The sequence below is a fragment of the Streptomyces sp. NPDC085524 genome (assembly GCF_044541755.1).
In the GTDB taxonomy this organism is placed as follows: Bacteria; Actinomycetota; Actinomycetes; order Streptomycetales; family Streptomycetaceae; genus Streptomyces.
Genome location: NZ_JBITTH010000004.1, coordinates 339,076 through 365,062, shown reverse-complemented (window position 1 = coordinate 365,062; position 25,987 = coordinate 339,076). Strand labels below are relative to the sequence as shown.

Here is a 25,987-nt window from a genome sequence, read left to right as displayed (position 1 = left end):
CGGGGGCACACGACTGCTGACGAAGGTGTGCGAGAGAATGAACGGCATGGAGATGCCGAGGAGTGAACGGTCGCAGGACAGCCCCCCGCACGTCATGATCGTGGGACAGGACGGGATGGCGGTCGGCGGCGCCGATGACGAGTCGCGCGAGGTCCCGGTGACGGAGATGGTCGAACAGCCCGCCAAGGTCATGCGGATCGGCAGCATGATCAAGCAACTCCTGGAAGAGGTACGTGCAGCGCCTCTGGACGAGGCGAGCCGGGTCCGGCTCAAGGACATCCATGCCGCCTCGGTGAAGGAGCTGGAGGACGGCCTGGCCCCCGAGCTCGTGGAGGAACTGGAGCGCCTGTCCCTCCCGTTCACCAACGAGGCCATTCCCTCGGAGGCCGAACTGCGCATTGCGCAGGCGCAGTTGGTCGGCTGGCTGGAGGGCCTTTTCCACGGCATCCAGACGGCCCTGTTCGCGCAGCAGATGGCTGCACGGGCCCAGCTGGAACAGATGCGCCGGGCACTCCCCCCGGGTGGCCCGTCGGACGACGAGGACGGCCACGGCCCGGTCCGCTCGGGACCGTACCTCTAGCCTCCGGCCGTCGGCCGAACGAAGGCGGGCCCCACGCTCCCCGGAGCAACGGGACCCGCCTTCGCCATGCGCAGCCCAGGCGGCGGAGCCGCCCCCGCGCAACGGCGGGACCCGCCTGGGGAATCCAGCCCCGCCGGCGATTGAGGCACGGGGTCCGGGGCGGCGCCCCGGCGGCGCAGCCGCACCCGCCGGATAAGCGGCGGGTAAGTGGGTTACCCCGCCGGAAACACGGCCGCCGCATACTCAAGGGCATGACCTACGACGCGATCGTCCTGGCAGGCGGGGCCGCGCAGCGACTCGGCGGGGCCGACAAGCCCGCGCTGAGCGTCGGCGGCCGCACCCTCCTCGACCGTGTCCTCGACGCCTGCAAGGACGCCCGCACCACCGTGGTCGTCGGCGGCCGCCGGACGACCACGCGCCCGGTGCGCTGGGCCCGCGAGGACCCGCCGGGCGGCGGCCCGGTGGCCGCACTGGACGCCGGGCTCCGTCAGACCACCGCCGGGCTGGTCCTCGTACTCTCCGCGGACCTGCCGTTCCTGGACGGCCGCACCGTACGGGCGCTCCTCGAGGGGGTCGGGGCTGCCGAGGGGGCCCTGCTGCGGGACCCCGGCGGGCGCGACCAGCCCCTCGTCGCCGCCTACCGCGCCGAGCCCCTGCGCCGCGAGATCGCGCTGCTCGCCACCGAACACGGCCGCCTGACGGGGCTCCCGCTGCGCGGCCTCACCGCCGAACTGGACCTCACCCGCGTCGAGGCGCAGCCACTGGCCTCCTTCGACTGCGACACCTGGGAGGATCTCGCAGCCGCCCGGGCCCGGATCAGGGAGCATGGAACCGTGCTGGACCAATGGATCACCGCCGTCAAGAACGAGCTGGGCATCGACCTCCCCGTCGACACCAAGACCCTGCTCGACCTCGCCCGTGACGCCGCCCACGGCGTCGCCCGGCCCGCCGCTCCACTGACCACCTTCCTCGTCGGTTACGCGGCCGCCCAGGCCGAGGCCACCGGCGCCGACCCCGCCCAGGCCATCGCCGAGGCCTCCCGCAAGGCCGCCGACCTGGCACTGCGCTGGGCCTCCGAGGCGCAGGCCGACGAACAGAACGGCTCCGGATGACCCCCACCGACGCCGACCACGCGCTCGACCAGGCACTGGCCCTGGTCAGCCGGAGCGCCCCCGGCCACGGCCCGCACGCCGGCCCCGGAGACCCCGGAGCCTCCGGCAGCTCCGGAGCCTCCCCGGGCTCCGGCCACCGCGCCGCCTCCTGGCCCGGGGCCCGGGAGGCCGCCGTCCGGGCCGGGAACGGTGCCCGGGCCCGGACCCACCGGGTGCCCCTCGCCGACGCCCTCGGCGAGGTGCTGGCCGCGCCCCTGGACGCCCTGACCGACCTGCCGTCCTTCGACACCTCGGCCATGGACGGCTGGGCCGTCGCCGGACCCGGCCCCTGGACCGTCCGCGGCGGCGCGGACGTCCTCGCCGGCACCGGCCTGCCCGAGCCCCTCGCGGACGGCGAGGCCGTACGGATCGCCACCGGCGCCCGGATCCCCGCCGACACCACCGCCGTCATCCGCAGCGAGCACAGCCGCGAGTCCGGCACCCAGCTCTTCGCCGAGCGGACCGTCGTCACCGGCCAGGACATCCGCCCGCGCGGCCAGGAGTGCCGCTCGGGCGACCTGCTGCTGCCCGCCGGCTCCCTGGTCACCCCGGCCGTGCTCGGTCTCGCCGCGGCCGCCGGCTACGACGAGCTGACCACCCGGCCCCGGCCGCGCGTGGAGATCCTGGTGCTCGGCGACGAGCTGCTCACCGAGGGCCTCCCGCACGACGGCCTGATCCGGGACGCCCTCAGCCCCATGCTCGGCCCCTGGCTCACCCGGCTCGGCGCCGAGGTCGTGGGCACCCGGCGGCTCGGCGACGACCCCGCAGGGGTCGAGGCCCTGCTGAAGGCCGTCACGACCTCCACCGCCGACGTCATCCTCACCACCGGCGGCACCGCCTCCGGGCCCGTGGACCACGTCCACCCCGTGCTGGAGCGGGCCGGAGCCGAACTGCTCGTCGACGGGGTTGCCGTACGCCCGGGCCATCCCATGCTGCTGGCCCGGATCGGCGACCGGGCCGACGGAAGGCACCTGGTCGGGCTGCCCGGGAACCCCCTCGCCGCCGTCTCCGGGCTGCTGACCCTCGCCGAACCGCTGCTGCGCGCCCTCGCCGGCCGCCGCAGGCGCCCCCGCTACACGGCGACGGTCGAGGGCGACGTACCGGGCCACCCGTTCGACACCCGGCTCGTCCCGGTGATGCTGGGCGACGAGCACGCGGTGCCGCTGCGGTACCACGGCCCCGCGATGCTGCGCGGTGTGGCGGCTGCGGACGCGCTGGCCGTCGTACCGCCGAAGGGTGCACGGTCCGGGCAGGAGCTGGAGATCCTGGACCTGCCCTGGGCCGCAGGGGGATGTTTCACGTGAAACTTCACGGTCATGACGCCATGGCCCGCGACGCCGACGAGAAACTCGCCTCCCGGCGCATCAAACTGCCCAAGCGCGTGGTCGAGCGCCCCTTGCGGCAGGTGTCCAAACGCCTGCTGATGGCCCTGCTCGTGCTGGCCCTGACGGTCCTGATCGTGTGGCTGGACCGTGATGGCTACCACGACAACGCCAACGAGACGGTCGACTTCCTCGACTGCGTCTACTACGCCACCGTCACCCTGTCGACGACCGGCTACGGAGACATCGTCCCGTACAGCGACAGTGCGCGGCTGATCAACATCCTGCTGATCACCCCGCTCCGCGTGCTGTTCCTGATCATTCTGGTCGGTACCACCCTGGAAGTCCTCACGGAACGGACGAGGGAAGAGTGGCGGCTGAACCGCTGGAGGAAGAACTTGCGTGAGCACACGGTCGTCGTCGGCTTCGGCACCAAGGGCCGCTCCGCCCTGCAGACGCTGCTGGCCACCGGACTCTCCAAGGAGCAGGTCGTCATCGTCGACCCCAGCGCCAAGGTGATCGACACGGCCAACGCCGAGGGATTCACGGGCGTCGTCGGCGACGCCACCCGCTCCGACGTACTGCTGCGCGCGGAACTGCAGAAGGCCCGGCGCATCATCATCGCCACCCAGCGGGACGACACCGCCGTACTGGTCACCCTGACGGCCCGCCAGCTCAACAAGGGAGCGAAGATCGTCGCCGCGGTCCGCGAGGAGGAGAACGCCCCGCTGCTGCGCCAGTCCGGCGCCGACGCGGTCATCACGAGCGCGAGCGCAGCCGGCCGGCTGCTGGGCCTGTCGGTGCTCAGCCCCAGCGCGGGCACCGTCATGGAGGACCTGATCCACCAGGGCAGCGGCCTCGACCTCATCGAACGGCCCGTGGAGAGGTCCGAGGTCGGCAAGTCGGTGCGCGAGACCTCCGACCTGGTGGTGAGCGTGCTGCGCGGACACCGGCTGCTGGCCTACGACGACCCGCACGCGAGCCCGCTCCAGCTGACGGACCGTGTGATCGCCATCGTCCGCGCGGTCCCGCACCCCTCCCCGCCCGTCACCCTGGGCCCAACGGAATAGCACCGGGCCCAGGGTCGGCGGGTGTGCGCTACGCGGCGCCGTCCGTCCGGCTCAACGCCATGACCGGGACCCGGCGGCCGGCCCGCTCCTGGAGATCCGCGAGGAACGGGGTGTGCTTCAGCTGGAGTTCCCAGAGCCGCTCCCGCTCCGCGCCGTCGGTCTCCACCGCCGTCACCCCGTACGCCTCGGTGCCGACCTCGACACGTGCAGAGGGGTCTGCGAGCAGGTTGTAGTACCACCCCGGGCGGTTTTCACGGCCGCCGTTGGCCGCGAACACCACCAGCCTTTCCCCATCGCGCAGATAGGCCATCGGCATGGTGCGCGACTCGCCGCTGCGGGCGCCGGTGGTGGTGAGGAGCAGCAGCGGAAGCCCGGCGAAGTCCCCGCCCACCACCCCGCCGGCGGCGCGGAACTCGTCGATCACCAGCTGATTGCGCTGTAAACGCTCTTCGGACATGTCGGCTTCCCTCCAAGGAAGTTGATGATTCCGTCCCGTCCAGCGCCCCCAAGGATCCCAGGTGCTTGGGCCGCGCGGGCGGCTTCGCGTAGCCTCCGGGCCATGCATGCGATCACCATCGAGCAGCCCGGCGGCCCCGAGGCCCTCGTCTGGACCGACGTACCCGATCCGGTGGCGGGCGAGGGCGAGGTCCTCGTCGAGGTCGCGGCGAGCGCCGTGAACCGCGCCGACCTCCTGCAGCGGCAGGGGTTCTACGATCCCCCGCCCGGCTCCTCCCCCTACCCCGGCCTGGAGTGCTCCGGGCGGATCGCCGCGATCGGGCCGGGGGTCTCCGGCTGGGCGGTGGGCGACGAGGTCTGCGCCCTGCTGGCGGGCGGCGGGTACGCGCAGAAGGTGGCCGTCCCGGCGGGCCAGCTGCTGCCGGTCCCGGCGGGCCTGGACCTGGTGACGGCGGCCGCTCTGCCCGAGACCGTCTGCACGGTGTGGTCCAACGTGTTCATGGTGGCCGGACTGCGCCCCGGCGAGACCCTCCTCGTCCACGGAGGCTCCAGCGGCATCGGGACGACGGCCATCCAGCTCGCGAAGGCGGTCGGCGCGCGGGTGGCGGTGACGGCGGGCAGCAAGGAGAAGCTCGACCGCTGCGCGGAACTGGGCGCGGACATCCTGATCGACTACCGCGAGCAGGACTTCGTGGAGGAGATCAAGGCGGCGACCGGTGGTTCCGGGGCGGACGTGATCCTGGACATCATGGGCGCGAAGTACCTGGAGCGGAACGTGGCGGCCCTGGCCGTGAACGGCCGGCTCGCGGTGATCGGCCTCCAGGGCGGGCTGAAGGCCGAGCTGAACCTCGGCGCCCTGCTCGCCAAGCGCGCCGCGATCACCGCCACCTCGCTGCGGGCCCGCCCGCTGGAGGAGAAGGCGGCGATCGTCGCGGCCGTACGGGAACACGTGTGGCCCCTGGTGTCGGCGGGCCGGGTCCGCCCGGTGGTCCACGAGGTGTTCCCCATGGCCCGGGCGCCCGAGGCGCACCGCGTCCTGGAGGCGAGCACCCACGTGGGCAAGGTCCTGCTCACGACCTGACCGCCACTGCGGGGGCTCGAACGCCGCCGGGCGGAAACACCAGCCCCGCCGGCGTTCGAGTCGCGGGGTCCGGGGCGGAGCCCCGGGTCTTGAACGGGTCCGGGCAGAGCCCGGGGAACGGAGGAAGGGCGGGGCGGGGAGCAGCTCCGCGCAGCGGCACCGCACCCGCACCCGCCCACACCCCCGCTACAGCGAACGCAACAGCACCGCCGGCGACTCCACACAGTCCGCGACGTACCGCAGGAACCCGCCCGCCGTCCCCCCGTCGCACACCCGGTGGTCGAAGGTCAGCGACAGCTGTACGACCTGCCGGACCGCCAGCTCCCCCCGGTGCACCCACGGCTTCGCCATGATGCGGCCCACGCCGAGCATGGCCGCCTCCGGGTGGTTGATGATCGGCGTCGAGCCGTCGACCCCGAACACCCCGTAGTTGTTGAGGGTGAACGTCCCGCCGGTGAGGTCCGCCGGGGACAGCTTCCCGCCCCGCGCCAGCTCCGTCAGGCGGGCGAACTCCGCCGACAGGGCCTCCGGGTTCATCGCGTGCGCGTCCCGGACCACCGGGACCATGAGCCCGCGTTCCGTCTGCGCGGCGAAGCCCAGGTGCACCGACGGCAGCCGGACGATCTCGTTCGCCGCAAGGTCCACCGTGGAGTTCAGCTCCGGGTACTTCGCGAGCGCGGCCGTGCAGATCCGGGCCAGCAGCGCCAGCACCGAGATCTTGGGCCCGCCCACCGCGTTCATCGCGGCCCGCGCCGCCATCAGTTCGGTGGCGTCCGCGTCGACCCAGCAGGTGGCGTCCGGGATCTCCCGCCGGCTGCGCGACAGCTTCTCCGCGACCGCCCCGCGCACGCCCTTGAGCGGCACGCGGACCCCCTCCGCCCGCGAAGGGGCGGCGGTGGCGACGGCGACCGGCTCCGGGGCCCGCAGGGCCGCCAGCGCCTTCTCGACGTCCGCCCGCATGATCAGGCCGTCCGGCCCCGACCCCGACAGCCCGCGCAGGTCGATCCCGCCGTCCCGCGCCAGCTTGCGCACCAGCGGCGAGATGACCGGAACGGGCCCGGCCGGAGCCACGGGTGCCACAGGAACCACGGGAGCCGCAGGAGCCGCCGGGACGGCCGGAACGACCGGCGCCGAGACCGCGGCGGTGACGGGTCGCACCCGTCGCCGACGCGCCGGGCGCGAGTCGTCCGAGCCGTAACCGATCAGGGGCCGGGGCACGTTGCCGGAGCCCGAGGGCTCCTCCCCGGGGGCGGCGGATTCGACCGGCACGGTCTGCGCCCCCACCGCCACGGTGATCAGCGGCGCCCCGACGGGGAGTTCCGTGCCCTCCTCCCCGAAGCGGGCGGTGACGACACCGCCGTAGGGGCACGGAACCTCCACCATCGCCTTGGCCGTCTCGACCTCGACCACGGGCTGGTCGATGGCGACGACATCGCCCACCGCCACCAGCCAGCGCACGATCTCGGCCTCGGTCAGGCCCTCCCCGAGATCGGGAAGCTTGAACTCCATTACCTGCGCCATCAGTTCTCCCACTGCAGGCGGGCCACGGTGTCCAGGATCCGGTCGACACCGGGCAGGTGGTGCTTCTCCAGCATCGGCGGCGGGTACGGGATGTCGAAGCCCGTCACGCGCAGCACCGGCGCCTCCAGGTGGTGGAAGCACCGCTCCGTGATGCGGGCGGCGATCTCCGCGCCCGGTCCGCCGAAGCCGCTGGCCTCGTGGACCACCACGGCGCGCCCGGTCCGGCGTACGGACTGCACGACCGTCTCCTCGTCGAAGGGCACGAGCGAGCGCAGGTCCACGACCTCCAGGTCCCAGCCCTCCTCGCGGGCCGCCTCCGCCGCCTCCAGGCACACCGGCAGCGAGGGCCCGTAGGTGATCAGCGTGGCGCTCGTGCCCGTCCGGCGCACCAGCGCCTTCCCGATGCCGGGAACGGCCGTCGGCGCCTGCGGGGACCAGTCCGCCTTGGACCAGTACAGCCGCTTGGGCTCCAGGAAGACCACCGGGTCGTCGCTCGCGATCGACGCGCGCAGCAGCCCGTACGCGTCCTCGACGGTCGCCGGGGTCACCACGTGCAGGCCGGGCGTGGCCACGTAGTACGCCTCGGAGGAGTCGCAGTGGTGCTCCACGCCGCCGATCCCGCCGCCGTACGGCACCCGGATGGTGATGGGCAGCGGCATGGCGCCGCGGGTGCGGTTGCGCATCTTCGCGACGTGCGAGATCAGCTGCTCGAAGGCCGGGTACGCGAACGCGTCGAACTGCATCTCCACGACCGGCCGCAGCCCGTACATGGCCATGCCGACGGCCGCGCCCAGGATTCCGGCCTCCGCGAGCGGGGTGTCCGTGCAGCGGTCCTCGCCGAACTCCTTCGCGAGCCCGTCGGTGATCCGGAAGACCCCGCCGAGCGTGCCGACGTCCTCGCCCATGACGTGGACCGTCGGGTCCTCGGCCATCGCGTCGCGCATGGCCCGGGTCAGGGCCTGGGCCATGGTCGCGGGCTTGACGCCCGACTTCGCGGACTTCGCCGCCACCGTCGTCACTCCTGGTCCCCGGCTTCGAGCTCGGCACGCAGCATGGCCGCCTGCTCGCGCAGCAGGCCGGTCTGCTCCGCGTAGACGTTTTCGAACAGGTCCATCGGGTTCAGCACGGGGTCCGCGTTCATCCCCTCGCGCAGGGCCGCCGCCATCGCCTCGGCGTCGTCGCGCGCCTGCTGCACGCCCGCCTCGTCGAGGATCCCGCGGGCGGTCAGCTCGCGCTCCAGCAGCTCGATCGGGTCGTGCGCCTTCCAGGCCTCGACCTCGGCGTCTCCCCGGTAGCGGGTCGCGTCGTCGGCGTTCGTGTGGGCCTCCATCCGGTAGGTGACGGCCTCGATCAGGGTCGGACCGCCACCGGACCGGGCGCGCCGGACGGCTTCGGCCAGCACCTCGTGCATGGCCGCGATGTCGTTGCCGTCGACCAGCCGGCCGGGCATGCCGTATCCGACGGCCTTGTGCGCCAGCGTCGGGGCGGCGCTCTGCTTGGCGAGCGGGACGGATATAGCGAAGCCGTTGTTCTGCACGAGGAAGACGACGGGGGCCTGCCAGACGGCGGCGAAGTTCAGCGCCTCGTGGAAGTCGCCCTCGCTGGTGCCGCCGTCGCCGACCATGGCCAGCGCGACGACGTCGTCGCCGCGCAGCCGGGCGGCGTGGGCCAGGCCCACCGCGTGCGGCAGCTGGGTGGCGAGCGGGGTGGAGAGCGGGGCTATCCGGTGCTCACGGGGGTCGTAGCCGGTGTGCCAGTCGCCGCGCAGCAGCGTGAGGGCCTGCACCGGGTCCAGTCCGCGGGCCACGGCCGCCAGGGTGTCGCGGTAGCTCGGGAAGAGCCAGTCCTGGTCCTCCAGCACCATCGCGGCCGCGATCTCGCAGGCCTCCTGCCCGACGGTCGAGGGGTACACGGCGAGCCGGCCCTGCTTGGTCAGTGCCGTGGCCTGGGCGTTGTAGCGGCGGCCGCGCACCAGCTCGGCGTAGCAGCGGCGCATCAGCGCGGGGTCCAGCCGCTCGGCCGCCGCCGTGCCGAGGACCCGGTAGGGCTCGGCGTCGGGCAGCAGCGGAGCGGCGTCCGTACGGGGCCTCCAGGCGGGCGGGGTGGAACGGTGGGACGCACCGGCACCGGGCAGCTCTTGGACCGTCATGGCGGCGTACACCTCCTCGTGGGAAGCGGGCAGGGCGACGGCTCGGGTGTGAGACGCCTCACCTACCGATTGTTCGGTTGTCCGCGCAATTTGGCTACAGGCGGCTCCAGGCTGTGGACAAACGGGCGCCGGGGCTCTGGGATGGATGCAGGACGTCCAGGAGAGGGAGGCATCGGGCAATGCCGGATGAACAAATGGCCGGAGCGGTTCCCACACCGGCCCCACCGGGAGGCACCCCTGCGGCCCCCGCGGCCCCACCGGCAGCACCCGCCGCACCCCGCCCCCTGGATCCGATCGACCGGTCGATCATCAGACTGCTCCAGGCGGACGGCCGCACCTCGATACGCTCCGTGGCCGAACAGGTGCACGTCTCGCGCGCGAACGCCTACGCCCGGATCAACCGGCTCATCGACGACGGGGTGATCCGCGGGTTCACGGCCCGCGTCAACCACGAAAGGGCAGGCCAGGGCGCCTCGGCCTACATCACGCTGAAGATCGTCCAGAACTCCTGGCGCACGGTACGCGAACAGCTCCGCGAGCTCCCGGGCGCCGCCCACATCGCCCTCGTCAGCGGCGACTTCGACGTCCTCCTGCTGGTCCACACCCCGGACAACCGCACCCTGCGCGAACTGGTCCTGACCCGCCTCCAGGCCATCCCGGAGGTCCTCTCGACCCGCACCCTGCTGGTCTTCGAGGAAACGGACCTCCTGGACCCGGGCCCGGGCCGGCTCCCCGCCCCGCCGATCTCGGAGGACTAGGCCGTCCGGGCGACGCAACCGGCCGACGGCGCTCTACCGGCCTTTGCCGGCCCTTACCGGCGGAAGCGCGTCCGGGCCGCTCAGCGGGCCGTGCGGAGCCCGTCGAAGGCCATGTGGACCACCGCGTCGGCGAGCTGGGCGTGGCTCGTGCCCGGGTGGGGGCGGTACCACTCGACCAGGGAGTTCACCATGCCGAAGAGCAGCCGGGTGGCGAGCCGGATGTCCACGTCCGCGCGCAGGTCGCCGTCGGCCGCGGCGGCCTTGAGGAGGTCCGCCACCTGGTGGTCGAACTCGCGGCGGCGCTCCAGCGCCCAGCGCTCGGTGCGGGTGTTGCCGCGGACGCGCAGCAGCAGCGTCACGTACGGCAGCTCGGAGACCAGCACCTCGACGGTGCGGCGCGTGACGTACTCGACGCGCTCGACCGCGCGGCCCCCTACGGCGCCCGGCTCCTCCAGGATCCCGAAGAGGCCGTCGAGGGCGCGGCTGACGGCGCGGCGCAGCAGCTCCTCCTTGCCGGTGACGTGGTGGTAGATCGAGGACTTCGAGATGCCGGCGGCCTTGGAGAGGTGCTCCATCGAAGTGCCGTCGTATCCACGCTCGTTGAAGACCTGGACGGCGACGGACAGCAGCGTCTCGGGCGTGTAGGTGTCCCGCTTGACCGTGGTCATTCCGTCTCCCCCGTATCGTCCTCGTCCTCGCCCGCCTCGTAGCCCAGCTTGAACAGGGCGAGCGAGGGCGCGTACCGGCCGCCCGGGCAGCGCTCGTCCAGGTGGTGCAGCAGGTCGTACGCCCAGTCCCGGCCCAGCCGGTCGTGCCATTCGGCCGGGCCCACCGGATAGTTGACCCCGAGACGCATCGCCGTGTCGATGTCCTCGGCGGTGGCGACTCCGCGGGCGACGGCGTCGGCCGTCAGGTCGATCAGCATCGCGACGGTCCGGGCGACGATCATGCCGGGGACGTCGCCGATGACGGAGACCTGCTTGCCGAGCTTCTGGAAGAGGCCGACCGCCTCGGCCAGGGTCCGCTCGCTCGTGTCGGTGCTGGCGGAGAGCGCGATCCGGGTGGCGCCCCGGTAGTCGAGCGCGAGGTCGAAGTAGACGACGTCCGCGAACTCCACGGAGGTCTTGCCGTCCGCGAGGACCAGCTGGCCGTCGCCGGGCAGCTGGATGTACGGGCCCCCGGACTCGACGGCCTCGACCGCGATCCCGGCCTCCTCCATGAGGTCGGCCAGCTCCGCCGCGGGGCCGAGGTCTCCGACGACGGTGACCTTCTCCGGGGCGTCCTCGGGGCCGGCCGTGTGCGGGCCGGGCACCTGCGCGTCGGGGCCGTACGGGTACCAGCCGTGCCCCGACTTGCGGCCGAGGCGGCCCGACTGGACCAGCCGGCGCTGCGCGAGGGACGGGGTGAACTTGGGGCTGCGGAAGAAGGACTCCCACACCGAGCGGGTCACGGCTTCGTTGACGTCCTGGCCGATCAGGTCGGTCAGCTGGAACGGGCCCATCTTGAAGCCGCCGCTCTCGCGGAGCACGGCGTCGATGGTGGCCGGGTCGGCGCCCTGCTCCTCGTAGACCGCGAAGGCCTCGGCGTAGAAGGGGCGGGCGATCCGGTTGACGATGAATCCGGGGGTGTCGGCGCAGCGGACCGGGGTCTTCCCCCAGCCGAGGACCGTGCGGTACGCGAGCTCGGCGGCGGCCGGATCGGTCGCGAAACCGCTGACCACCTCGACGAGCGGGAGCAGCGGGGCCGGGTTGAAGAAGTGCAGGCCGAGGAAGCGGCCGGGGTGCGCGAGCCCGGCGGCGAGCTCGGTGACGGAGAGGGAGGAGGTGTTGGTGGCCAGCAGCGCGTCCGGCGCAACCACCTCTTCGAGGGCCTTGAACAGCGCGTTCTTGATGCCGACGTTCTCGACGATCGCCTCGATGACGAGGGCGGCGCCGGCGAGGTCCGCGAGGGAGCCGGCCGAATCGATTCGGCCGATCGCGTCCTCGGCCTCGGCGCGGTCGAGGCGGCCCTTGGCGGCCATCCTCTCGACGCGGTCCTGCACCATGGAGACCCCGTCGGCGGAGAGTGCGGCGTCGATGTCGTGGATCAGCACGCGGTGACCTGCGAGAAGGGCGACCTGGGCGATGCCCTGCCCCATGGTTCCCGCGCCGATGACCGCCACTGTGCGGGACCGCTCGATTGCTGTCATGTCCTGATCCTCCCGCACCGACTTGTCCACAGGTCCGCCGGGCCCTCTTGTCCCGACCGATCGTTCGGTTACTCTAACTCCAGTCTGCTCACCTTCGCCCGGCTCAACGAGGAGTTGGTCCCTGATGGCCGCCGAGCTCACCGTCCCCCAGCTGTCCGCGCTCGCCGAACGGCACCGGCCCACCCTGGACCAGGCCCTGTCCGCGATCCGCAGCCGCGCCTACTGGTCCCCGCACCCCGAGCACCCCAAGGCCTACGGCGAGACCGCCCCCGCCGACGGGCTCGCCGCGTTCCAGGCCCTGAGCGGCACCCGGTTCGAGCTGGACCAGCCCGGCACCGACGGCTGGACCGGCGGCGAGGTCTCCCCGTACGGCCCGGAGCTCGGCGTGGAGTACCCGCACGCGGACATCGACGTACTGCTGCCCGCGATGAAGGCCGGCATGGGCGCCTGGCGCGACGCGGGCCCCGAGGCGCGCGCCCTGGTCTGCATCGAGATCCTGTCGCGCATCTCCGCCCGCACGCACGAGTTCGCGCACGCGGTCATGCACACCAGCGGGCAGGCCTTCATGATGGCCTTCCAGGCGGGCGGCCCCCACGCGCAGGACCGCGGCCTGGAGGCGGTGGCGTACGCGTACGAGGAGCAGATGCGGGTCCCCGCGCAGGCCGACTGGTCGAAGCCGCAGGGCAAGAAGGAGCCGCTGGAGCTCGGCAAGACCTTCACCGCGGTCCCGCGGGGCATCGCCCTGATGATCGGCTGCAACACCTTCCCCACCTGGAACGGCTACCCGGGCCTGTTCGCCTCCCTGGCCACGGGCAACGCGGTGCTGGTCAAGCCGCACCCGCGCGCCGTCCTCCCGCTGGCCCTCACGGTCAAGGTGGCCCGCGAGGTCCTCGCCGAGACCGGCTTCGACCCGAACCTGGTCGCGCTCGCCGTCGAGCGCCCGGGCGAGGGCATCGCCAAGACGCTGGCCGTCCGCCCCGAGATCAAGCTGATCGACTACACCGGCTCCACGGAGTTCGGCGACTGGCTGGAGGCCAACGCCCGCCAGGCGCAGGTCTACACGGAGAAGGCGGGCGTCAACACCGTCGTCATCGACTCGACCGACAACTACAAGGGCATGCTGTCCAACCTGGCCTTCGCGCTGTCCCTCTACAGCGGCCAGATGTGCACCACCCCGCAGAACCTGCTGATCCCGCGCGACGGCATCGACACCGATGCCGGCCGCAAGACGTACGACGAGGTCGTCGCCGACCTCGCGGCCTCCGTCGGCGGCCTGCTGGGCGACGACGCCCGGGCCAACGCCCTGCTCGGCGCGCTGGTCAACCCGGACGTCAAGGCCCGCCTGGAGGCCGCGGCCGCCCTCGGCGAGGTCGCGCTCCCGTCCCGCGAGGTCGCGAACCCCGAGTTCCCGGGCGCCGTGGTCCGCACCCCGGTGATGGTCAAGCTGGACGCCGCCAAGCCGGACCCGGAGGCGCCGTACCTCTCGGAGTGCTTCGGCCCGGTCTCCTTCGCGGTCGCGGTGGACTCCACGGCGGACGCCCTCGAGCTGCTGCGCCGCACGGTCCGGGAGAAGGGCGCCATGACGGTCGGCGCCTACACCACCTCCGCGGACACCGAGCGGGCGATCGAGGAGGTCTGCCTGGAGGAGTCCGCGCAGCTCTCCCTGAACCTGACCGGCGGGGTCTACGTCAACCAGACCGCGGCCTTCTCGGACTTCCACGGCTCCGGCGGCAACCCGGCGGCCAACGCGGCGCTCTGCGACGGCGCGTTCGTCTCGAACCGCTTCCGCGTGGTGGAGGTCCGCCGCCAGGCCTGAGGCCCCGTGGTCCCGGGCCGTGCAGGTGGCACGGCCCGGGACCCGGCAGCAGGTTCCTGCGCTCAGCCGCGGACGAGGGCGACCAGGTCCGCGCGGCCCGACGCCGCGATGAGCGCCGCCTGGTCGCGCGAGCCCGCGGCGAGGCTGACGCGCGCCGCGTTCACGGCCCGCACCACCGGGTTGTCGGCGCCGCCGGGCTCCTGCGACTTCGCGTGGAGCGCCTTCGGGTCCACGTAGTCGTAGGTGTCGCCCCGCAGCCGGCGGGCGGAGATCTCGTCCTCGACGCGGCGCAGGTCCCGGGCGGCCAGGTAGTCGGCCTGGGAGATCCTCGCCCAGACCCCGGTGCCGCCCGTGATGAAGAAGTGGTTGGGCGAGCCGTTGGGGTTGAGGGCGCTGTTGTCGACCAGGTAGGTGCGGCCGGACCGGACCGTCAGGTCCTTGCCGAACAGGTCGGCCCACCTGCCGCTCGACTTCCGCAGCAGCCCTTCGACGAACTCGCCGACCTCCACGGCCTCGGCGAGGATCGTCGCGTCGGCGACCGACGAGTGGAAGAGGCTGTTGAGCGCCACGGCGGCCGGGCTGCTGCCGCAGTGGCGGTAGGAGTGGCGCTGCAGGGACATGCCGAGCCGGAGCGGCCAGGTCCCCTCCACATCGACGTTGACGACGTTCCCGGTGATCGTTGCGGTGGCCATGGCGGGTCCCCCTCGCGGACGGCGGCTTCACGACACGACCACGATGCGGGGGAGCCGTGGACGTCGCCTGAATGTCCGTTGAACGAACTATCGGACGATTATCGAACGGACTATCGGGGGCCACCCCAGTGGAACAGGGTCATCGCGACGCTCGTCGCCAGGTTGTAGCTGGAGACCTGCGGCCGCATCGGCAGCGACACCAGGTGATCGGCGCGGGCGCGCAGCTCGGGCGAGATGCCGTGGCGTTCCGAGCCGAAGGCGAGCAGGGCGTCGTCGGGCAGGGTGAGGGAGCGGATGTCCTCGCCCTCGGGGTCGAGCGCGTAGAGCGGCCCGGGCGGCAGCGTGTCCAGCGTGATCCGCTCCACCGTGGTGGCGTAGTGCAGCCCGGCGCCGGCCCGGACCACGTTCGGGTGCCAGGGGTCGAGGTCGCCGCGGGTCACGACGCCGGTGGCACCGAAGCCTGCGGCGAGGCGGACGACCGCGCCGACGTTGCCGAGGTTGCGGGGGTTGTCGAGCACGACGACCGGAGCGGGCCTGGGCATCCGCCCCAGTCCGGCGAGCCCCTGGGCCCGGTCGGGCCGCAGGGCGAGCGCGGCGACCCCGGTGGGGTGGACGCGGGGCAGCAGTTCCCTGAGGTCGGCCCTCCGCACCAGTCGCGCCACGTCCGCCTCGACGTCCGGGGCCAGCTGGCGGGCCAGGGCCCGTACGGCGTCCGGGTCATCGGCGACGGCCATCCGCACGTCGGCGCCGAACCGCAGGGCGTGCTTCAGCGCGTGGAACCCGTCGAGCAGCACGACCTCGCCGTCCCCGGCAGCCTCCCGCCACTCCCGCCCGGCCTGGTCGGCCCCCTGCCCATCGCTCATACCCCCGACCCTAAGGCCCGCCCGGCCCCCCACCCACCGCGCGGTGCCGCCCCGGTGCCGCCCCGGTGCCGCCCCGGTGCGCCTGGCCGTTCCCTGGGGCTCCGCCCCGGACCCCGCGCCTCAAACGCCGGCGAGGCTGGAATGGCCCCTGTCGGCTCGCAGGTGCACGCCGGGCGCCGGAAGACGGGTAGGGGACCAGCCCCGCAGGGACCGCCCCCGCTCAGCCGCCGCTCGTACTCGGGGCCGGCTCCGCGGCGGCGGCGAGGGCCGGCTCCGCCGGGGCGACCCGCCGCACCGCCACCCGCGCCCCCGCCCACACCAGGAACCCCGTCGGCAGGAACACCGCGTCAGCGGCGATCATCGCCAACGAGAAGAACGGCAGGCCCAGCAGCACCGCGATCCCCGCGTGCTCCAGCATCATCACGCCGAGCAGCACGTTCTTGATCCGCCGGTTGAACAGCGTGAACGGGAACGCCACCTGCGCCGCCACCGTCCCGTACGTCAGCAGCATCACCAGCGTCCCGCTGCCCGCCAGCAGCCCCGACAGCCCCGGCCACGGGGTGAAGTAGTCCAGCCCCAGCGGGTAGTACAGGGCCGTGCCGTCCTGCCACCGCGAGCCCTGGATCTTGTACCAGCCCGCCGTCGCGTAGATCAGGCAGACCTCCGCCATGATCACCAGCATCCCCGCGTTGTGCAGCAGGTTGGCCAGCACGTCCAGGACGGCCCGCCGCTCCCCCTCCGGCTCGTAGCGGTCCACCAGCCACCACAGCCCGCACATCACCCACACCGCCGCGAACGCCGCCAGCCATCCCGCGCTGAACCGACCGGCCGCCGCCCCGTACGCGTACACCGCGCCCAGGACGCCCCACAGCAGCGGCCCGGCCGCACCCGCCGTCGCCGAGCCGCACCGCCGGGCCCGCCGCGCGTCCAGCGACCACACCTGCGCGCACCGGGTGAGCACCAGGTAGATCGCCATCAGGTGGATGACGTTGTCGCCGCCGTCGCCCATGAAGACGCTGCGGTTCTGCAGCGACAGCACGCCGACCATGAACACCACGGAGGTGGCCCTGGTCCGCCAGCCCAGCAGCAGCCCGGCGCTCGCCAGCACCGCGACCGCGTAGACGATCTCGAACCACACCTCCGAGCCGGACCACATCAGCACGCTGAAGGCCCCGTTGGAGGCCGTCAGCCGCTCCGCGAGGGCCCAGCTCCACGGCCCGTCCGGCCCGTACAGCTCACCGCGGTTGGGGAACTCACGCAGCAGGAAGAAGAGCCACGTCCCGGCGAAGCCGATGCGTACGACGGCGCTCTGGTACGGGCCCAGGGCCCGCCCCGTGACCTGTTCCAGCCCCCTCGCCAGACCGGCTCTCACACGGTCCACCACGGCAGCTCCCGGTAGTACGTCTGGGTGTCGGTGGTCTCGTCGCTCCACTTCGGGGCGGCCACCGACGTCGTCGCCGAGCGCAGCTGGACCCGCAGCAGGCGTCCGCCCGCGCGGTCCACGTGCTCCGGCGTCAGCCGGTTCACCGCGATCCGCCGCAGGTACTGCTCGGACAGCTCGCCGCGCTCCCCGTTGGGCTTGTTGTCGTCGTCGTGGGAGCCGGTGAAGAAGTCCCAGGCCCTGCGGAGCTCGTTCTGCTCGGTGTGGCTCGGCAGCAGGCTGTGCCGGATGGCCGCGCCGTCCTCGGCGCTCAGGTCGCGCCAGTCGGTGGTGACCAGCTCGCCGCCCGCGGTGCGGACCTGCGCGCGGACCTGCACGGCGATGTTCTGCTGGAGCGGGTTGGGCGCGAAGAGCTTCCAGTTCTGCTCGAACTCGGGATAGATCCAGTCGTCGACCGTCTTCGCATGCCGCTTGCTCAGCGTGTTGGACGGGGCGACGTGCAGGAAGACCAGCGCGATGTGCGCACAGGCGGCCACCGCCACGGCCCCGAGGGCGAGGGCGGCGACGACCCGGAACGGCGTGGAGAGACCGGCGATCCCGGGCGCCCTCGAGGCCGCTGGACCGGGTGGCTCGGCGGCCCCTTCCGCGCTCTCGTCCTCGTACGAATCCATCCCGCCCCGATCGTCCGGCGTCCACAGGGTTGACCACAGAGGTTGACACCCTACGGGCCGCCGTCTCACCATTGAAGAGGATGAACCGAACGATCGGTCGGTCGGGCGGCAGACAGCAGGCAGACACTGACGAGGGGCCGGGATGGTGGCAGTGACCCCGGAAACAGATCCGGGCATGAGCGCACAGCTCGCGGCGGCGTTCGACGCGGCCGTGGCGGCGGAAGAGCGCGTGGAACCGCGCGACTGGATGCCGGAGGCATACCGCAAGACCCTGGTCCGCCAGATGGCCCAGCACGCCCACTCCGAGATCATCGGCATGCAGCCCGAGGCGAACTGGATCACCCGCGCCCCCTCGCTGCGCCGCAAGGCCATCCTGATGGCCAAGGTCCAGGACGAGGCCGGCCACGGGCTGTACCTCTACAGCGCGGCCGAAACCCTCGGCACCAGCCGCGACGAGCTGCTCGACATGCTCCACGCGGGCAAGCAGAAGTACTCCTCGATCTTCAACTACCCCACCCTGACCTGGGCGGACGTCGGCGCCATCGGCTGGCTCGTGGACGGCGCGGCGATCACCAACCAGGTGCCGATCTGCCGCTGCTCGTACGGGCCCTACGCCCGCGCCATGGTCCGGATCTGCAAGGAGGAGTCCTTCCACCAGCGCCAGGGCTTCGAGCTCCTCATGGCCCTGTCCCAGGGCACCGAGGCCCAGCACGCCATGGCGCAGGACGCCGTGAACCGCTGGTGGTGGCCCTCGCTGATGATGTTCGGCCCGCCCGACGACGAGTCCTCGCACTCGGCGCAGTCGATGGCCTGGCGGATCAAGCGGCACTCCAACGACGAGCTGCGCCAGCGGTTCGTCGACATCGCCGTCCCGCAGGCGGAGGCCCTGGGCCTGACCCTGCCCGACCCGGACCTCAAGTGGAACGAGGAGCGCGGCCACCACGACTTCGGCGCCATCGACTGGGCCGAGTTCTGGGACGTGCTCAAGGGCAACGGCCCCTGCAACGAGCAGCGGCTCGGCCAGCGGCGCGCGGCCCACGAGGAAGGCGCCTGGGTGCGCGACGCCGCCGCGGCGTACGCGGGCAAGCAGGCGGCGAAGACCGCCGCAGAGAACGCACAGATCGCACAGAACGACGTGGAGGCACGGGTATGACGCAGAACTGGCCCCTGTGGGAGGTGTTCGTGCGCTCGCGCCGCGGCCTCTCGCACACGCACGCGGGAAGCCTGCACGCCCCCGACGCGGAAATGGCCCTGCGCAACGCCCGCGACCTGTACACCCGGCGCGGCGAGGGCATCTCCATCTGGGTGGTGCCCTCCACGGAGATAACCGCCTCCTCGCCCGACGAGCGCGACCCCTTCTTCGCCCCGTCCGCCGACAAGCCGTACCGGCACCCCACCTTCTACGACATCCCGGAGGGGGTGAGCCACCTGTGACCAGCACCGATGTCACCCTGTCGGCCGCGCTCGCCCTCGGCGACGACGCGCTGATCCTCTCCCACCGCCTCGGCGAGTGGGCCGGGCACGCCCCCGTCCTGGAGGAGGAGGTCGCGCTCGCCAACATCGCCCTCGACCTGCTCGGCCAGGCCCGCATCCTGCTCTCCATGGCGGGCGACGAGGACGAGCTGGCGTTCCTGCGCGAGGAGCGAGCCTTCCGCAACCTCCAGCTGGTCGAGCAGCCCAACGGCGACTTCGCCCACACCATCGCCCGCCAGCTCTTCTTCTCCTTCCACCAGCACGAGCTGTACGGGGAGCTCGCGCTCGGGGACGGCCCGTTCGCGCCGCTGGCGGCCAAGGCCGTCAAGGAGACCGCGTACCACCGGGACCACGCGGAGCAGTGGACCCTGCGCCTCGGCGACGGCACGCAGGAGAGCCACGCCCGGATGCAGACCGCCGTGGACGCCCTGTGGAAGTTCACCGGGGAGATGTTCCAGCCGGTGGAAGGGCTCGACGGCGTGGACTGGGCAGCGCTGGAACAGCGCTGGCTGGCCGCGGTCGGCGGCGTACTGGAGCAGGCCGGGCTCACGCTGCCCGAGGGGCCGCGCACCGGGGCCTGGGCGGCCGGAGCGGGCCGCCAGGGCCTGCACACCGAGCCGTTCGGCCGGATGCTCGCCGAGATGCAGCACCTGCACCGCAGCCATCCGGGGGCGTCGTGGTGACCGGGGCGGGGACCGTGACCAGCCGCCTGGAGGCCGAGCTGGCCGAGCTGGCCGGATCCGTGCCCGACCCCGAACTGCCCGTGCTCACCCTCGGGGAGCTGGGCGTGGTCCGCGGGGTGCGGATGCACGCGGACGGCCACGCCGAGGTCACCCTCACCCCCACCTACACCGGCTGCCCGGCCATCGAGGCCATGTCCGCCGACATCGAGCGGGCCCTGACCGGCCACGGCATACCCGCGGTGCAGGTGACCACGGTGCTGGCCCCGGCCTGGTCCACGGACGACATCAGCGCCGAGGGCCGCCGCAAGCTCGCCGAGTTCGGCATCGCCCCGCCCCGGCCGCACGCGGCCGGGGGGCCGGTCCCGCTCACCCTGTCCGTCCGCTGCCCGAACTGCGGATCGACCGACACCGAACTGCTCAGCCGGTTCTCCTCCACCGCGTGCAAGGCGCTGCGCCGCTGCGTCGCCTGCCGCGAACCGTTCGACCACTTCAAGGAGCTGTAGATGGCCGCACCCCGCCACGGCGCGTTCCACCCGCTGACGGTGGCGGCAGTCGACCGGCTCACCGACGACTCGGTGGCCCTGACCCTGCGGGTTCCCGGGGAACTGCGCGAGGACTACCGGCACGCCCCCGGCCAGCACCTGACCCTGCGCCGCCCCGCCCCCGAGGGCGGCACCGAGATCCGGCGCACCTATTCGATCTGCTCCGCCGCCCCGGCGCCGGACGGCCCGGGCCCGGAGCTGCTGCGGGTCGGGGTGCGGCTGGTGGAGGGCGGTGAGTTCTCCACGTTCGCGCACAAGGAGATCGCCGCCGGGGACGTACTGGACGTGATGGTCCCGGCCGGCCGGTTCGTGCTGGAGCCGGCCGCCGCCCCCGCCGCGGGGCACTACGCGGCGATCGTGGGCGGCAGCGGCATCACGCCGGTGCTGTCGATCGCCGCCTCGCTGCTGGCGGCGCGGCCCGACGCCCGGTTCTGCCTGGTCCGCAGCGACCGCACCGCGGCCTCGACGATGTTCCTGGAGGAGGTCGCCGACCTCAAGGACCGCTACCCGTCCCGGTTCCAGCTGGTCACGGTCCTCTCCCGCGAGGAACAGGAGGCCGGGCTGCCGTCGGGCCGGCTCGACGAGGAGCGGCTGGCCGGCCTGCTGCCCGCGCTGCTGCCGGTGGCCGAGGTGACGGGCTGGTTCCTGTGCGGCCCGTACGGGCTGGTGCAGGGCGCAGAGCGGACCCTGGCCGCACTCGGCGTCCCGCGGACCCGGGTGCACGAGGAGATCTTCCACGTCGAGGACACCGCCGCCCCGGTCCGCACGGCGACCCCTGCCGCCTCCCACGTGCGGGTCACCGCCCGCCTCGACGGCCGCTCCGGCACCTGGCCCGTCCAGGACGGCGAGTCCCTCCTCGACGCGGTGCTCCGCAACCGCGCGGACGCCCCGTACGCCTGCAAGGGCGGCGTCTGCGGCACCTGCCGGGCGTTCGTCGTCTCGGGCGAGGTCACGATGGAGCGGAACTTCGCGCTGGAATCCGAGGAGACGGAGGCCGGTTTCGTCCTGGCCTGCCAGTCGCACGCGGTGACGGAGGAAGTGGAGATCGACTTCGACCGCTGAGGCGCCGCCCGCCCGGCCCCCTGTGCAATTACAGGAACCTGTTCTATCTTGACGCACCGTCAGACCGAACGGATCCGGTGCGCGCACGGGAGGACAGGCAGTGGACTTCACCTTCACCGAGGAGCAGCAGGCGGCCGTCGAAGCGGCCAGGGCCGTGTTCGCGGACGTCGCGGCCGACGGCGTGCCCAGCCCCGCGCTCACCCCCGGGGCCGTCGCCGACGACTTCGACCGGCCGCTGTGGGCCAGGCTCGCCGGTTCCGACCTGCTGAGCCTGGTCCTCGCCGAGGAACACGGCGGGGCCGGCCTGGATGCCATCGCCCTGTGCCTGGTGCTGCGCGAGTCGGCGAAGGTGCTGGCCCGGGTGCCGCTGCTGGAGCACTGCGCCACCGCCATGGCCGTCCAGGCCCACGGCAGCCCCGAACTCACGGCCGCACTGCTGCCCGGAGCCGGTAACGGCAGCCTCGTGCTGACCGTCGCCGCGCACGGCCGCTCCGGCCACGACCCGGCCGAACTCGCCGTCACCGCCCGCCGGGACGGCGCCGAGTGGGTTCTGGAGGGCACCCAGACCGCCGTGCCCTGGGCGCAGAGCGCCGACTGGATCGCCGTACCGGCCCACACCGGCGAAGGCGACGCCGTCCTCGCACTCGTCGCCCGGACCGCCTGCGGCCTCGCACTCGCCGAGCAGGTCTCCACCAACGGCGAGCGGTTCGCCGAACTCGCCCTGGACGGCGTACGGGTGGCCGCCACGCACCTCATCGAGACCCCCGGCGCCTGGGAGTCGCTGCGTCAGCTCCTGGCCGCCGGGACCTGTGCGCTGGCCCTCGGACTCGGCGAGGGCGTCCTGGCGATGACCAGCCAGTACACCAGCAAGCGCGAACAGTTCGGCTTCCCCGTGGCCACCTTCCAGGCCGTCGCCGTCCAGGCCGCCGACCGCTACATCGACCTGCGTGCCATGGAAGTCACCCTCTGGCAGGCCGCCTGGCGGCTCGACGCGGCCACGGCCGGCGCGGGCGGCCCGCTGCCGAGCTCCGGTGACGTCGCGGTGGCCAAGATCTGGGCCTCGGAGGGCGTGCGCAGGGTCGTGCAGACCGCCCAGCACCTGCACGGCGGCTTCGGCGCCGACACCGACTACCCGCTGCACCGCTACCACGCGTGGGCCAAGCAGCTGGAACTCCAGCTCGGCCCGGCCGCCGCACACGAGGAGGCCCTGGGCGACCTGCTGGCCGCCCATCCCCTCGCGTAGCGGCCCTGCCTAAAGCACGAAGGCCGGGTTCCCGCTGTCCGTCACCATCGGGCGCCCGGCACGCTCCCAGGCCTGCATTCCGCCGTCGATGTTCACGGCGTCGATCTCCTGGCGCACCAGGTACTGGGTGACCTGCGCGGAACGCCCGCCGACCCGGCACATCACGTGCACCCGGCGGCCGTCCTCGACGGCCTCCGTCAGCTCGCCGAAGCGGGCCACGAAGTCGCTCATCGGGATGTGCAGCGCACCCTCGACGTGCCCGGCCGCCCATTCGTCGTCCTCACGGACGTCCAGGACAAAGCCTTCGGCGGGCACCGAGGCAGCGTCCACCGAGGGAAGCGGTCCGAAGTTCATGCGTCGCCTTCTCTCATCACAGATCCGACTCCCAACCTATCCGACCCCCCACCACTCCAGCCGCCGACCGAATCAGCCCGCCGGCGTTCGCAGCGCGAGCGCCGGGCGCAGCCCGGGCCGCCCACACGGCGGCCACCCGGCCGACCAGGCCACCCGGCCCGGATCAACCGGCGGCAGCCAGCTCCGCGGCCAGTTCCGCCTCCCGCTCGGAGACCTGCGCAAGCAGCTGCTCCGCGATCTCCTCCAGCAGCCGGTCCGGGTCGTCCGGGGCCATCCTCAGCATGGACCCGATCGCACTGTCCTCCAGCTCCTTGGCGACGAGCGCCAGCAGCTCCTTGCGCTGCGAGAGCCACTCCAGCCGCGCATACAGCTCCTCGCTCTCGCTCGGGGCCGACGGCGCGACCTCGGGCCCGGCCGCCCACTCCTCGGCGAGCTCGCGCAGCAGCTTCTCCTCGCCCCGCCCGTACGCGGCATTGACCCGCGCGATGAACGCGTCGCGCCGCTCCCGCTCGGCCTCGTCCTGGGCGAGGTCCGGGTGGGCCTGCCGGACCAGCTCGCGGTAGAGGCGCCGGACCTCCTCCGTCGGCCGCACCCGCTCCGGCGGCCGCACGGGCTGATCGGTGAGCATCGCGCCCGCGTCGTCGGAGATCCCCTCCGAGCCCATCCAGTCGTGGAACAGCTCGTCCACGCCGGGCATCGGCATGACCAGCGAACGCGCGTCCCGCGCCCGCCGCAGGTCCTCGGGGTCCCCGGTGCGCGCCGCCTTCGCCTCGGCGATCAGCGCGTCCAGTTCGTCGAGCCGCGTGTACATGGGGCCGAGCTTCTGGTGGTGCAGGCGGGAGAAGTTCTCCACCTCCACCCGGAAGGTCTCCACCGCGATCTCGAACTCGATCAGCGCCTGCTCGGCGGCCCGCACGGCCCGCTCCAGCCGGGCCTCGGGCCGCTCGTCGGCGGTCTGCTCAGACTGCTCGGTGTGCTCACTCACCCGGCCAGCCTAAGGCCCTCCCGCACCGGGGCCACGTTCCACGTGAAACATCCCCCGGAGCCCCCCTGCCCCGGGCCCCGCAGCCGGGGCGGGGACACGGCGGAGTGGCCCCGCAGGACGAGCGCGCGACCACCCTCACCGCTCGCAGCGGCGGCTCGGTGCGCGAGGACGAGGAGACACTCCGGCAGGACACCGCCCCTCCGACCAGGGCCCGGGCCCTGGCACCCCCCTCGGAGCCGGAGCCGAGGATCCGGCCCCCGGCGCCGAACGGGCCCACCCGGCCGCCGCAAGACGCCCCGCACGGAGCGCCCCCGCCCGACCCGCCACAAGCCACCCCGTCGAAGCCCCCGTCGAAGCCCCCGGCGAGGCCCGCCGCCAGGCACCCGTCGGAGCACCCTGCACGGCCCTACCGCACCCCGCACGGAGCACCCCGCCCAGACCCGCCCGGCCCGCCGCGAGGCGACCCGGCGAGGCGACCCGTCAGACGCCCATCTCCGCCGCGATCCGCCCGCTCCGCACCGCCGCCACCAGATCCGCGTGGTCGGCCTCCGTACGGTCCGCGTAGGCCACCGCGAAGGCGGCGATCGCCTCGTCCAGCTCGTCGTTCTTGCCGCAGTACCCGGCCAGCAGCCGCGGGTCGGCGCTGTGCGCGTGCGCCCGGGCCAGCAGCGCACCCGTCATCCGCCCGTAGTCGTCGATCTGGTCGACGGCCAGCGCCGCCGGATCCACGCTGCCCTTGCGGTTGCGGAACTGCCGCACCTGGAACGGCCGGCCCTCCACCGTGGTCCACCCGAGCATGATGTCGGAGACGACCTGCATCCGCTTCTGCCCGGCCACCACCCGGCGTCCCTCGTGCTCCACCGGCGCCGCCTCGAAACCGGCCGGCAGGTGCGGCAGCAGCACCGACGGCCGCGCCTCCTTCACCTGGAGCACCAGCGGCTCGCCCCGGTGGTCCAGCAGCAGCACCACGTACGAGCGCGTGCCCACGCTCCCGGTACCCACCACCCGGAACGCCACGTCGTGGATCGCATAACGGGCCAGCAGCGGCAGCCGGTCCCCCTGGAGCGTGCTCAGGTACGGGCCCAGCGAGGCCGCCACGGCCGCAGCCTCCCCGTCCCCGACCCGCCGCAGCACCGGCAGCGCGTCCACGAAGCGGCGGCCGCCGTCCGGGCCGGTCTCCGTGGACTTGGCCGCGAACCGGGCCGAGGTGTTGTTGCGGGCCTTCTCGGAGACCCGCTCCAGCGTGCCCAGCAGATCACGGGCATCGGTGTGCGAGACGAGCTCCTCGTCCGCGATGGCGTTCCACGAGTCCAGCGCCGGCAGCTTGGCCAGCAGCCGCATGGTCCGCCGGTAGGCGCCCACCGCGTCCAGCGCCGCCGCCCGGCAGGTGTCCTCGTCCGCGCCGGCCACGCGCCCGGCCATCACCAGCGAGGTCGCCAGCCGCTTCACGTCCCACTCCCACGGACCGAACACGGTCTCGTCGAAGTCGTTCAGGTCGATGACGAGCCGCCCGCGCGCGTCCCCGTACAGGCCGAAGTTCGCCGCGTGCGCGTCCCCGCACAGCTGGGTGCCGATGCCGGTCACCACGCCGCCGGACAGGTCGTGCGCCATCAGCCCGGCCGCCCCGCGCAGGAAGGCGAAGGGGTTCGCGGCCATCCGGCCCACCCGTATCGGAGTCAGCTCGGCGACCCGGCCGGCGTTGGACTCCTCCACCGCCCGCACGGCGTCCGGCCGCCCGGCAGGGGCCTCGAAGCGGGCGTGCGCCGACCTCGGCACCCGGCCGCGCAGCGCCTTGCCCTCCTCCTTGGGCGAGCCCGCCGCCACCTTCGGTCCGAAGCCCGCCACCACCGGTATCCGCTGACCGGCAACCGTCGAAACCGCAGCCATTCGCGCCGCCCCCACCCATCACCCGTGCATTGATCGCTTCCAGAACGGGCTGAACCGTA

The 25,987-nt window shown here is 73.2% G+C and carries 26 protein-coding genes; 13 read left to right on the top strand and 13 right to left on the bottom strand.

The genetic code is table 11. The features are described from left to right. Positions 1 to 46 precede the first annotated feature (46 nt). The 4 genes from ACIGFK_RS08620 to ACIGFK_RS08605 all read left to right on the top strand — a co-directional run bounded on the left by ACIGFK_RS08620 (position 47) and on the right by ACIGFK_RS08605 (position 4,123). Positions 47 to 580, top strand: coding sequence for a bacterial proteasome activator family protein (locus tag ACIGFK_RS08620; protein ID WP_376659005.1), 534 nt, complete (start codon positions 47 to 49; stop codon positions 578 to 580). A gap of 251 nt (positions 581 to 831) precedes the next feature. Then, positions 832 to 1,692, top strand: coding sequence for an NTP transferase domain-containing protein (locus ACIGFK_RS08615; RefSeq protein WP_376659006.1), 861 nt, complete (start codon positions 832 to 834; stop codon positions 1,690 to 1,692). Then, positions 1,689 to 3,035: a molybdopterin molybdotransferase MoeA gene (locus ACIGFK_RS08610; RefSeq protein ID WP_376659007.1), complete on the top strand. Its 1,347-nt coding sequence runs from the start codon at positions 1,689 to 1,691 to the stop codon at positions 3,033 to 3,035. The genes ACIGFK_RS08615 and ACIGFK_RS08610 overlap by 4 nt, the downstream gene beginning before the upstream one ends. Then, positions 3,023 to 4,123 (top strand): potassium channel family protein, encoded by a 1,101-nt coding sequence (locus tag ACIGFK_RS08605; RefSeq protein WP_376659008.1) that lies wholly within the window; start codon positions 3,023 to 3,025, stop codon positions 4,121 to 4,123. Before ACIGFK_RS08610 ends, ACIGFK_RS08605 begins: the two co-directional genes overlap by 13 nt. A 28-nt stretch (positions 4,124 to 4,151) precedes the next feature. On the opposite strand, the gene ACIGFK_RS08600 is transcribed toward ACIGFK_RS08605, so the two are convergent. After that, positions 4,152 to 4,580, bottom strand: a complete 429-nt coding sequence (locus ACIGFK_RS08600; RefSeq protein ID WP_376659009.1) for a nitroreductase/quinone reductase family protein — start codon at positions 4,578 to 4,580, stop codon at positions 4,152 to 4,154. A gap of 102 nt (positions 4,581 to 4,682) precedes the next feature. Between ACIGFK_RS08600 and ACIGFK_RS08595 the strand changes: the two genes are divergently transcribed. Then, positions 4,683 to 5,660 carry an NAD(P)H-quinone oxidoreductase gene (locus ACIGFK_RS08595; RefSeq protein ID WP_376659010.1) on the top strand — a complete coding sequence of 326 codons (978 nt, stop codon included), beginning with the start codon at positions 4,683 to 4,685 and terminating at the stop codon, positions 5,658 to 5,660. A gap of 186 nt (positions 5,661 to 5,846) precedes the next feature. Here the strand turns inward: ACIGFK_RS08595 and ACIGFK_RS08590 are convergent, their stop codons facing one another. Genes ACIGFK_RS08590 through pdhA form a run of 3 tightly spaced genes read right to left on the bottom strand, consistent with a single transcriptional unit; the run spans position 5,847 to position 9,330 of the window. Continuing rightward, complete coding sequence (locus ACIGFK_RS08590; protein ID WP_376659011.1) at positions 5,847 to 7,181, bottom strand: dihydrolipoamide acetyltransferase family protein; 1,335 nt, start codon at positions 7,179 to 7,181, stop codon at positions 5,847 to 5,849. Continuing rightward, a complete protein-coding gene (locus ACIGFK_RS08585) occupies positions 7,181 to 8,149 on the bottom strand; it encodes an alpha-ketoacid dehydrogenase subunit beta (RefSeq protein WP_376659018.1) in 969 nt (322 codons plus the stop codon). Before ACIGFK_RS08585 ends, ACIGFK_RS08590 begins: the two co-directional genes overlap by 1 nt. Before the next feature lie 47 nt (positions 8,150 to 8,196). After that, positions 8,197 to 9,330: a pyruvate dehydrogenase (acetyl-transferring) E1 component subunit alpha gene (gene pdhA / locus ACIGFK_RS08580; protein WP_376659012.1), complete on the bottom strand. Its 1,134-nt coding sequence runs from the start codon at positions 9,328 to 9,330 to the stop codon at positions 8,197 to 8,199. Between the two features lie 179 nt (positions 9,331 to 9,509). Here pdhA and ACIGFK_RS08575 point away from each other — a divergent pair, with 179 nt between their 5' ends. Beyond that, complete coding sequence (locus ACIGFK_RS08575) at positions 9,510 to 10,088, top strand: Lrp/AsnC family transcriptional regulator (RefSeq protein ID WP_376659013.1); 579 nt, start codon at positions 9,510 to 9,512, stop codon at positions 10,086 to 10,088. 80 nt (positions 10,089 to 10,168) lie between these two features. On the opposite strand, the gene ACIGFK_RS08570 is transcribed toward ACIGFK_RS08575, so the two are convergent. Both ACIGFK_RS08570 and ACIGFK_RS08565 read right to left on the bottom strand, forming a co-directional pair. Continuing rightward, positions 10,169 to 10,756 carry a TetR/AcrR family transcriptional regulator gene (locus ACIGFK_RS08570; RefSeq protein WP_376659014.1) on the bottom strand — a complete coding sequence of 196 codons (588 nt, stop codon included), beginning with the start codon at positions 10,754 to 10,756 and terminating at the stop codon, positions 10,169 to 10,171. Beyond that, positions 10,753 to 12,276 carry a 3-hydroxyacyl-CoA dehydrogenase gene (locus tag ACIGFK_RS08565; RefSeq protein WP_376659015.1) on the bottom strand — a complete coding sequence of 508 codons (1,524 nt, stop codon included), beginning with the start codon at positions 12,274 to 12,276 and terminating at the stop codon, positions 10,753 to 10,755. The genes ACIGFK_RS08570 and ACIGFK_RS08565 overlap by 4 nt, the downstream gene beginning before the upstream one ends. A gap of 124 nt (positions 12,277 to 12,400) precedes the next feature. On the opposite strand from ACIGFK_RS08565, the gene paaN reads away from it, so the two are divergent. Further along, on the top strand, positions 12,401 to 14,092 hold the full coding sequence (paaN, locus tag ACIGFK_RS08560; protein WP_386467868.1) for a phenylacetic acid degradation protein PaaN: 1,692 nt from the start codon (positions 12,401 to 12,403) through the stop codon (positions 14,090 to 14,092). Between the two features lie 62 nt (positions 14,093 to 14,154). Here paaN and ACIGFK_RS08555 read toward each other — a convergent pair whose 3' ends face one another. The 4 genes from ACIGFK_RS08555 to ACIGFK_RS08540 form a co-directional block, all read right to left on the bottom strand. Beyond that, on the bottom strand, positions 14,155 to 14,784 hold the full coding sequence (locus ACIGFK_RS08555; RefSeq protein ID WP_376657412.1) for a hypothetical protein: 630 nt from the start codon (positions 14,782 to 14,784) through the stop codon (positions 14,155 to 14,157). 110 nt (positions 14,785 to 14,894) lie between these two features. Further along, entirely contained in the window at positions 14,895 to 15,647 is a 753-nt protein-coding gene (locus ACIGFK_RS08550) for a TrmH family RNA methyltransferase (RefSeq protein ID WP_376657413.1), read from the bottom strand. Positions 15,648 to 15,867: 220 nt separating this feature from the next. Next, positions 15,868 to 17,028: an HTTM domain-containing protein gene (locus ACIGFK_RS08545; protein ID WP_400051024.1), complete on the bottom strand. Its 1,161-nt coding sequence runs from the start codon at positions 17,026 to 17,028 to the stop codon at positions 15,868 to 15,870. Continuing rightward, on the bottom strand, positions 17,016 to 17,699 hold the full coding sequence (locus ACIGFK_RS08540) for a DUF5819 family protein (protein WP_376657415.1): 684 nt from the start codon (positions 17,697 to 17,699) through the stop codon (positions 17,016 to 17,018). The genes ACIGFK_RS08545 and ACIGFK_RS08540 overlap by 13 nt, the downstream gene beginning before the upstream one ends. Positions 17,700 to 17,874: 175 nt before the next feature. Here ACIGFK_RS08540 and paaA point away from each other — a divergent pair, with 175 nt between their 5' ends. The 6 genes from paaA (at position 17,875) to ACIGFK_RS08510 (ending at position 22,702) form a co-directional block, all read left to right on the top strand. Beyond that, the gene (gene paaA / locus ACIGFK_RS08535; protein ID WP_376657416.1) at positions 17,875 to 18,852 is read left to right on the top strand and encodes a 1,2-phenylacetyl-CoA epoxidase subunit PaaA; all 978 of its coding nucleotides are present in this window, start codon (positions 17,875 to 17,877) and stop codon (positions 18,850 to 18,852) included. After that, positions 18,849 to 19,133 (top strand): 1,2-phenylacetyl-CoA epoxidase subunit PaaB, encoded by a 285-nt coding sequence (gene paaB / locus ACIGFK_RS08530; RefSeq protein WP_030009045.1) that lies wholly within the window; start codon positions 18,849 to 18,851, stop codon positions 19,131 to 19,133. The genes paaA and paaB overlap by 4 nt, the downstream gene beginning before the upstream one ends. After that, the gene (gene paaC / locus ACIGFK_RS08525) at positions 19,130 to 19,855 is read left to right on the top strand and encodes a 1,2-phenylacetyl-CoA epoxidase subunit PaaC (protein ID WP_376657417.1); all 726 of its coding nucleotides are present in this window, start codon (positions 19,130 to 19,132) and stop codon (positions 19,853 to 19,855) included. The genes paaB and paaC overlap by 4 nt, the downstream gene beginning before the upstream one ends. Before the next feature lie 14 nt (positions 19,856 to 19,869). Beyond that, positions 19,870 to 20,358, top strand: a complete 489-nt coding sequence (paaD, locus tag ACIGFK_RS08520) for a 1,2-phenylacetyl-CoA epoxidase subunit PaaD (RefSeq protein WP_376657418.1) — start codon at positions 19,870 to 19,872, stop codon at positions 20,356 to 20,358. Next, positions 20,359 to 21,459, top strand: coding sequence for a 2Fe-2S iron-sulfur cluster-binding protein (locus ACIGFK_RS08515; protein WP_376657419.1), 1,101 nt, complete (start codon positions 20,359 to 20,361; stop codon positions 21,457 to 21,459). A 100-nt stretch (positions 21,460 to 21,559) separates the two neighbouring features. Next, positions 21,560 to 22,702, top strand: a complete 1,143-nt coding sequence (locus ACIGFK_RS08510) for an acyl-CoA dehydrogenase family protein (RefSeq protein ID WP_400051021.1) — start codon at positions 21,560 to 21,562, stop codon at positions 22,700 to 22,702. 9 nt (positions 22,703 to 22,711) lie between these two features. On the opposite strand, the gene ACIGFK_RS08505 is transcribed toward ACIGFK_RS08510, so the two are convergent. From ACIGFK_RS08505 to ACIGFK_RS08495, 3 genes are all read right to left on the bottom strand, one after another. Further along, positions 22,712 to 23,056, bottom strand: coding sequence for a rhodanese-like domain-containing protein (locus ACIGFK_RS08505; RefSeq protein ID WP_376657421.1), 345 nt, complete (start codon positions 23,054 to 23,056; stop codon positions 22,712 to 22,714). 163 nt (positions 23,057 to 23,219) lie between these two features. After that, a complete protein-coding gene (locus ACIGFK_RS08500; protein ID WP_376657422.1) occupies positions 23,220 to 24,041 on the bottom strand; it encodes a J domain-containing protein in 822 nt (273 codons plus the stop codon). A gap of 480 nt (positions 24,042 to 24,521) precedes the next feature. Next, positions 24,522 to 25,928: a DUF2252 domain-containing protein gene (locus tag ACIGFK_RS08495; protein WP_376657423.1), complete on the bottom strand. Its 1,407-nt coding sequence runs from the start codon at positions 25,926 to 25,928 to the stop codon at positions 24,522 to 24,524. Positions 25,929 to 25,987 lie beyond the last annotated feature (59 nt).